We start from the raw sequence: 7,773 nt of genomic DNA, 5'->3' as shown, positions 1-7,773 counted from the left end.
GAAGATAAAGCAGGCGTCTATACCATTCCGCCAAAGGAAAATACCAAAGACAAGTGGACCTGTGATTACCACGTTTATTGTGAGCGCCATTTGATTGAGAACTTCTTCAATCAGTTGGAGAACTTTCGTAGGATTGCAACGCGTTATGATAAGCTCGCTCATGTTTATCTGGCTACGGTCTACATTGCCTCAATTTGCATCTTACTTAAGTAGTTTTCAGACGAACCCTAGTTTAATTATACCTTAGATTAATCCAAGTAGTATCGTCGAGAACCGCTGAAAATTAAAATGATTTTGGACAGTGAGAGCTGTCAGCAAAATTAAACCGGGCGGATTTAGTGGCCAAACGGCGCGCTTCAGTTACGGCAGTCGCATTAATTTGGCTCCTTATATTCGAATGGGACAGTATTACGGGCGCGATCAGCGCAAAAATAGGCGGGTAAACAAACCAACCGGATGAGCGCTCACGCATATGGTGAATCGCCATCCGGTTGGTTTGATTATCTTATTCAGTTAATAAGAGTTGGTCTGCATCGTTGATTTGGATGATTTTGCCAGTCTTTTGGGTAATCAGGCCTTGGCGTTCAAATAACGCAAGCTTGCGGCTAATGCTTTCAGGGGTGGTTCCCAAGAAGGTCGCTAAGTCCTTCTTCTTTAATGGTAATTTAAACGCGTCCGTCTTGAGTGCAGCCGCCGTTTCCGTAAGGTAGTTGGCTAGGCGCGCTTCGACGGACTCGGTCGCCGTGCTCGTCGTTTGGCGTTCCAGCTGGGTGAGCCGTCTGCCGAAGACGTTTAAGACGTTGATGCTGATGCTAGGATATTGTTGCATCAACGCTTGAAAGTCGGCGCGGCGGATGCTGCAGACATCGGTTGGAACCAACGCTTCGCCAAAGGACGTGCGGCGTTGGTTCTCGAATAAGGCAGCTTCGCCATCAATATCACCAGTTTGTAATAAGTACAGTAACTGTTCCCGGCCATTTGCGGCTAATTGATAGACTTTGACTTGGCCGTTGGCGAGAATCATCAACGAATCGAGTGGGTCGTCAGCGCTGAACATGGTGCTGCCGGCTGGAAAGTGATGCTGCTGAACGATCGTTTCAATTGTATCTAACTGTTCATCAGCGAGTTCCTTGAAAATCGGCACTAACTGAACGCATTCATGCTCTGCCATGAGAACACCCCCTAATTAGATTCATCTTTACTATACCAGATTTCTGCTATGGCGTAGGCGTTCGCGTTTCATCTATGGCTTGATTTTTAACAATTTTATTGTAACTGAAAACTTTTTATTATTTCTTGACGGCGGTCAAGTTCTTATCAATAAAATCCGGTTATGATAGAACCATCAAATGAGTTGATACGGAGGTAATTGAAATGAAAACTATTATGCAATTAGGAACGTTGACCTGCCCATCATGCATGACCAAGATTGAAAAGGCTGTGTCGAACCACGAGGGTGTTGAAAATGTCAAAGTGTTATTCAATGCTAGCAAGGTCAAGGTCAACTTTGATCCAGAAGTAACGTCGGCCGATGATTTGACACAAGTCGTGACTGGTTTGGGCTATGAAGTAGAAAACGTTAAGGTTAAATAGGAGGACGCATTCATGAGTGAATTAACAATCGATGAACAATACGCCGCTGAATTAAAACAAAGTGATATTGACCACCACGTCCCGACTGCCGGTGCGATGACGAATCACATCCTGTCGAATCTAATGGTCGCATATGTTAAGTTAAGTCAGGTCAAATGGTACGTCAAAGGCCCGCAATCATTGGCATTGCGGACGGAATATCAACAACTGATCGACCAAAATGTCCGTCAGTTTGCTGAACTCGGTGACTTACTCTTAGATGAAAACCAAAAGCCATCTTCCACAACGGCTGAATTAACCAAGTATTCAATGTTGGAAGAAAACGGGGCTTTCAAGTATCAATCTGCTGATGAACTCGTGGCCGCAACAATCAAGGATTTTGATACGGAAAACCTATTCGTTGACCGGGCTATCAAGTTAGCTGAAAAAGAGACCCGGCCAGCATTAGCCGCATGGTTAGTCGCTTACCGCGGTAGCAATAATCGCAACATCCGGGAACTGCAAGCCTACTTGGGCAACGAGGCACGTACCGGACTAGATGAAGAAGACGAAGATGATGACTAATTAGTCAGGTCAGTTCAAACTAAGTGCTCGGGATCGCCATTGTGTGGGCAGGCGATTCCGGGCACTTTTGCTATTGTGACTAGGCTGCGCTATACTAGCGACATTAATTAAGGGAGGGACCCCAAGATGTCGATTAGTGATATTATCATGTGGACGTTTGTCTTTATTATCGCGACTGGGTTCGTAACGGTTGTTTCAACGACAGTACTGTTGAAACGAGCAAAACGAGCGCCCAAGGATACCGAGCAGTCCCACAGTGATGACGAGGATGACTGGAAAAAAGATGATTGGAACCATGATGATTGGAAAAAGGGCGACTGGAAGGATTAGTGGCGTTAGCTGGCGCCAATTGGAAAATAACCAGCGCTGTTAGTAGTTGAGTTGGCGGATTAATTGGTCAGCTTATCCGCGTCCTGGTCTGGCCGTAGTTGACCTTAAATAATGATGAACACAACGAGTGATTAATATTAAACGTGCGTGATTGCAGCAATCAAATGAACTTGATGCTGCAGTCACGCACGTTTTTTAGAATCGATTGAATGTTATTTCGTTTTTAACAACAAGTCTAATGAATGCTCGAGGTTCTGAACATCGGCACTTGTCATATTGTCGACGCAATTATTGATGTTGCGGGCAATGACCAGCTTCATTGCCTTGTCGATGCTGGACTTGACCGCGGAAAGTTGAACGAGAACGTCGTCGCAAGGGCGGCCCTCATCCATCATCCGCAAGACGCCGTCCAGTTGACCAGCGGAGCGCTTCAAACGGGTCTGAATTTGTTTACTGGTGACATATTCTTCGGTCGTTGCCATGGAGACCTCCTATCGACTTAATCGAGTGCTTTTTGAAGTTCGGCTTCAAAGGCCGGCTTTGGCCGCGCGCCCACGAGATGACTAACGACTTGGCCATCCTTCTTGATTAGGAAGGTTGGGATCCCTTGAACTTGGAATTGGCTCGCAATTTCTTTGTCGTTGTCGACATTCAATGAGACGAAGTTGACCTTGTCTTTGTAGTTGGCATCTTCGGACAATGACTTCAAAATTGGGTCCATCATACGACATGGCGGGCACCAGTCAGCGCGGAAATCAACGACGGCAATCCCAGTATCCGTTTCTTTGGCAAAATCTTGATCATGAATTTCTTTAATCATGTTAACCCCTCCAGATGTGCATTATTAACAATTACTAATATACCCCCATAGGTATACAGATGCAACTTTTTTGTCCAAATGACCAATTTATCAAGTTAACTTTCAAATGGCTGACGTACAAACGTTTTCCTGGGTTTGACAGTTATGTGGGGAAGCCTTACGATGACCACGGGGAAAAGGCTTTTTTAACCTTAATGTCAGGAGGGAATTTTGTGACTAACACGAAGTCGGACCATGCTAAAAACCAAGTTTTAGACTTATTTACTCGGTTACAGCTTTCACTGCAGCAACATGCTACGCCCGAGCGTTACCAGTATGTGCTAAATATTCTTGAGACTGGTATCAGTAAAGTCAAACATAATCAACAGACGCCTGAACGCCAAGCCCGCGTTGTCTATGACCAGATTGCCAGTCAGGTGTTTGTCGATAAGTTACACTTCACCACCGACGAAAACAAAGTGCTAACAGCAATCAATGAAGTGACGCATTCTCAGAAGGGGTGGGGCGAGTTCAGCATGCTAGGAACGACCAATACGTGGCCTAGCCAATAATACGGATAAGGGGGTGTGGTTTGCTTGCGCCGATTTCCGCTTGTTATGATTCCTTTATGGTTGTCAGCTGACCTGCCATAAGGGACTTTTTTGCATGCCAAGTTCTAGATGTTCAGCAACTGAAAGTTAGCTTTAATGACTGAACTCCAGTACGCAAGTCTGTCTGAAGTCAAGTGGTGGATAGCGACACTGGTGGTAATTTAAGTCCTGCAATTATTGAGTTTCGTCAATTATGAACCAGGGTGAGAATCTGATTCGCCAGTTTGAATTCTGATATCGTGCTTGCTAAACGTCGCTAGCTCAGCTTTAATACGCGCGGGGGTATAAGTAGGAGGCCGGCTCAGATGATTAGAAATGACTTATCACAGTAAAATGAAGCGCTTACATAAATGGCTTTATATGCTATCCTTCAAAGTATCATAGATGCTCGGTACCATACGAGGAGGATACAAGATGACAGGTTCATGGGAAGCACGCTACGCTGCAGAATTCTTTGGCACCCTGATCCTAGTGCTACTAGGCAACGGTGCTGTCGCTAATGCATTCCTAAAGAACACGACCGGAAACGACGATCCAGGACTCGCCAACGGGGGTTGGTTACTGGTGGCGTCGGGGTACGGGCTGGGGGTTATGCTGCCAGCAATGATGTTCGGGTCAATCTCTGGAAACCACTTGAACCCTGCGATTACGATTGGTCAAGCAACGGTTGGTCTCTTCCCCTGGTCACACGTTGCGCAGTACTTAATCTGGCAATTTCTCGGTGCCATCGTAGGACAATGCTTGATTCTCGCACTATACTGACCACACTACCGACAAACGACTGATGCTGGCGCAGTATTAGGGACGTTTGCCACTAGTGACGCCGCTCACAGTCAGCTGAACGGGTTCATTACCGAAATGGTCGGGACCGCCGTCCTAATTTTTGGGGCGATGGGACTGTATCGCGGGATGTTCTTCCATCAAAATATCGATATTGCCAATATCGGGGTTGGATTACTGATTGCGGCAATGGTCATCTCGCCAGGTGGGCCGACTGGGCCAGCTCTGAACCCTGCCCGGGATTTAGGGCCGCGGCTCGTTCACGCACTATTACCGGTTCCCAATAAGGGGTCTTCACATTGGGAATACAGCTGGGTTCCGGTCGTGGCACCAATTGTTGGCGCCGTGATTGGGATTTGGCTTTACAAGATCTTTTTTAGTTTATAATTGCAATTAATCAACCTAGCGTACTTATGAAATTATTATGGCGTTATCATTTTAGTTATTGTTAGTCAAAAAATGGCACCCAGACTAGTTGGGGAAGACTAGTCTGGGTGCCATTTTTTATGGGCTGGGGGTGGATATCCGTAGCGTGGTTAGGCCGTTGCGGCTTGGATCGTTTTGGCAGGTTGTTGTTTGTCGAACTTGGTCTGGAAGTTAATCAGGCGCATCGCGTTGAAAATAACGACTAGGATGCTGGCTTCGTGGACGAACATCCCACTGGCCATGTAAATGTAACCGAAGACTAAGCCAATCAGGAGGAAGGCTACCGTCGCGATGGCGATGAAGATGTTTTCCCGCGTGTTGAGCACCGTCTTCTTAGCGAGGCCATGGGCGTGGACCAGTGCTGGGAAGCTGGATTGCATCAGGACAACGTCGGAGGTGTCGATAGCGACATCGGTCCCGCTACCCATGGCAATACCGATATCCGCGTTAGCGATGGACGGACTGTCATTGATTCCATCACCGATAAAGGCGACTGTGTTCCCATCAGCTTTGAGCTTTTTAACGTATTCGACCTTTTCTTCTGGCAATAAGTTGGCGTGAACTTCGTCTAAGTTCAGTTCATCTGCGACTGCTTGGGCGGTTAACTGATTGTCACCAGTCAACATGACTAATTTCTTGATACCCTGAGCTTTGAGTGCGGCGAGTGAATCCTTGACACCTGGGCGGATGGTATCGGCAATCCCGAAGATCAGTTGAACTTGGCCATCAACGGCCATGATGACTGTGGATTGACCACCGGCTTGTAAATCGTTCAGGTCTTTGAGTTGAGCTGGGTTAAGTTCGATTTGATGCGCGGTTAACATCTTTCGGTTCCCAATGACGACGGTTTGGTCACCGACTTTAGCGCAGATGCCTTGGCCTTTGACGGTTTCAGTATCATCGAGGACGGGTGCGACACCAGCGGACTTTTGGGCTGCGTAGGTCACGATAGCTTGACCGAGTGGATGGTCAGAAACACCTTCGATGGCAGCGGCTAAAGCGAGTTGATTGTCGGCGTTAGTCGTGTAAGTGTGCATCGTGGTAACGGCAGTATTACCTTCCGTCAAAGTCCCCGTTTTATCGAAGACCAACGTATCGACTTTGGCAAAGGTATCGACGACTTCGCCACCCTTGATTAAGATGCCACGTTTGGCACCATTACCGATTCCGGCAACGTTTGAGACGGGTGCACCGATAACGAGGGCCCCTGGGCATCCTAGAACTAAGACGGTGATCGCTAATCGGAAGTCACGTGAGAAGGCGAAGACTAAGACTGCTAAAACGAGAACGGCAGGCGTATAATATTGAGCAAAGCGATCGATGAACTTTTCAGCTTTGGACTTCGTGTCTTGGGCTTCTTCGACGAGTTCGATGATTTTAGCAAACGTCGTGTCATCACCCACTTGAGTCGCTTTGATTTTAAGATAGCCGTTTTCGACCATCGTACCAGAATAAACGGAATCATTGAGTTGTTTGTTGATCTGACGGGCTTCACCGGTGATAGAAGCTTCGTTGAGGTAACCATTACCTTCAACGACGACCCCGTCGACAGGGACTTGGCTCCCCGTCTTGACTAAGACAACATCGCCTTCGTCAACATCATCGACGTCGACTTCTTCCGTACCATCAGCGGTTACGAGGGTCGCGGTCGTCGGTGACATGTCAATCAAACCTTTGATGGCCGTCCGCGTCTTTTGTAACGTTTTGCTTTCGAGGTAGGACCCGAACAAGAATAGGAACGTCACGATGGCTGATTCATTGAATTCGCCAATGATGAAGGCCCCGATAACGGCAATGCTGACTAACAGTTCAATACTGAAGACCTTGTTGCGCAGCGCGCTCCAAGCCCGAACCGCAATCGGAATAACCGCAATCACGGATGCGACAGCCAGAATGACTTGGTAGCCCAGTGTGAATTGGAACAAGTATTTGCTGAGCATGCCGAGGACGATCAGAATACCAGTGATTAATGTGATTTGATTCGTATGTTTAGTTAGAAACCCCTGAATTTTCATAATTTGCAACTCCTTATTTGATTTGATGACCCTAGTATAGCCGCTGATTCTTGATGGCAACTTGATAGCCATCAAGTTTTGGTCAATTTATCAAAATAAATCAGATTTACCGTTGTGCTTGGTGTTTTCTTGCGTTAATGAGGAGTCTTAAGTTTAAAATCAGCCAGCTTAGGACCGCTGGAAATAGTGCGAGTTTGCGTAAACCTGCTGTTGTGGCGACGTCCTACACTGGCTTCCAGGCATTCTGTGCAATGGCCAGGACGTGGTGGACACAGATTTAAGCCGATAAACCACGTCTTAAATACTGGTCTTCCACTAACCAAGCACACAACACTTGCTAAGTGGAATATCACCACTGGGCCTTGCCCAGAATACCTTCCAGCCGGGATCCTATTCGAAAGGCGGACATGGAGTACTCAGCCTTTGATGAAATAGTCGTTGGTTATTAGTAAACAGTCACTTTGATATGGAACTGTAAGACTGGTTTCTGATAATTTATATGGCATATCGTTTTTAATTTGACGAACCTTCAGTATGGGGTAGATTGTAAAATTAATCCGAACGCTGTTCGGACAAAAAAGATCAGCTTCCTTTAAAATGGTGTTTACCACAAACCCATCTTTTAGGAGCTGATCTTTTGTCTAGTATAACCTAT

The 7,773-nt window shown here is 46.6% G+C and carries 8 protein-coding genes and 2 pseudogenes; 6 read left to right on the top strand and 4 right to left on the bottom strand.

Annotated elements, in window-relative coordinates:
* Positions 1 to 213, top strand: a pseudogene (locus MZO40_RS16450) (IS5/IS1182 family transposase); the annotation flags it as partial.
* 292 nt (positions 214 to 505) lie between these two features.
* Here MZO40_RS16450 and MZO40_RS16445 read toward each other — a convergent pair.
* Positions 506 to 1,171, bottom strand: a complete 666-nt coding sequence (locus MZO40_RS16445) for a Crp/Fnr family transcriptional regulator (RefSeq protein ID WP_252133447.1) — start codon at positions 1,169 to 1,171, stop codon at positions 506 to 508.
* 203 nt (positions 1,172 to 1,374) lie between these two features.
* On the opposite strand from MZO40_RS16445, the gene MZO40_RS16440 reads away from it, so the two are divergent.
* The 3 genes from MZO40_RS16440 to MZO40_RS16430 all read left to right on the top strand — a co-directional run bounded on the left by MZO40_RS16440 (position 1,375) and on the right by MZO40_RS16430 (position 2,487).
* Positions 1,375 to 1,593 carry a heavy-metal-associated domain-containing protein gene (locus MZO40_RS16440; RefSeq protein WP_252133446.1) on the top strand — a complete coding sequence of 73 codons (219 nt, stop codon included), beginning with the start codon at positions 1,375 to 1,377 and terminating at the stop codon, positions 1,591 to 1,593.
* A 12-nt stretch (positions 1,594 to 1,605) separates the two neighbouring features.
* Positions 1,606 to 2,157: a DNA starvation/stationary phase protection protein gene (locus MZO40_RS16435; RefSeq protein ID WP_005691109.1), complete on the top strand. Its 552-nt coding sequence runs from the start codon at positions 1,606 to 1,608 to the stop codon at positions 2,155 to 2,157.
* Positions 2,158 to 2,283: 126 nt separating this feature from the next.
* Positions 2,284 to 2,487 (top strand): hypothetical protein, encoded by a 204-nt coding sequence (locus MZO40_RS16430; protein WP_005691111.1) that lies wholly within the window; start codon positions 2,284 to 2,286, stop codon positions 2,485 to 2,487.
* Positions 2,488 to 2,699: 212 nt separating this feature from the next.
* Here MZO40_RS16430 and MZO40_RS16425 read toward each other — a convergent pair whose 3' ends face one another.
* Entirely contained in the window at positions 2,700 to 2,969 is a 270-nt protein-coding gene (locus MZO40_RS16425; RefSeq protein ID WP_046811166.1) for a metal-sensitive transcriptional regulator, read from the bottom strand.
* Between the two features lie 17 nt (positions 2,970 to 2,986).
* The gene (locus MZO40_RS16420; RefSeq protein WP_005691113.1) at positions 2,987 to 3,307 is read right to left on the bottom strand and encodes a co-chaperone YbbN; all 321 of its coding nucleotides are present in this window, start codon (positions 3,305 to 3,307) and stop codon (positions 2,987 to 2,989) included.
* Positions 3,308 to 3,519: 212 nt separating this feature from the next.
* Between MZO40_RS16420 and MZO40_RS16415 the strand changes: the two genes are divergently transcribed.
* Both MZO40_RS16415 and MZO40_RS16410 read left to right on the top strand, forming a co-directional pair.
* Positions 3,520 to 3,858, top strand: coding sequence for a PbsX family transcriptional regulator (locus MZO40_RS16415; RefSeq protein ID WP_096641391.1), 339 nt, complete (start codon positions 3,520 to 3,522; stop codon positions 3,856 to 3,858).
* 453 nt (positions 3,859 to 4,311) lie between these two features.
* Positions 4,312 to 5,064 (top strand): annotated as a pseudogene (locus MZO40_RS16410) (MIP/aquaporin family protein).
* Between the two features lie 149 nt (positions 5,065 to 5,213).
* Here MZO40_RS16410 and MZO40_RS16405 read toward each other — a convergent pair.
* Entirely contained in the window at positions 5,214 to 7,118 is a 1,905-nt protein-coding gene (locus tag MZO40_RS16405; protein WP_252133445.1) for a heavy metal translocating P-type ATPase, read from the bottom strand.
* Positions 7,119 to 7,773 lie beyond the last annotated feature (655 nt).

The sequence above is a fragment of the Lactiplantibacillus sp. B652 genome, from assembly GCF_023806745.1.
GTDB classification, from domain to species: Bacteria; Bacillota; Bacilli; order Lactobacillales; family Lactobacillaceae; genus Lactiplantibacillus; species Lactiplantibacillus pentosus.
Note: the sequence above shows the minus strand (reverse complement) of the source record. Positions and strands in the feature narration are given on the sequence as shown.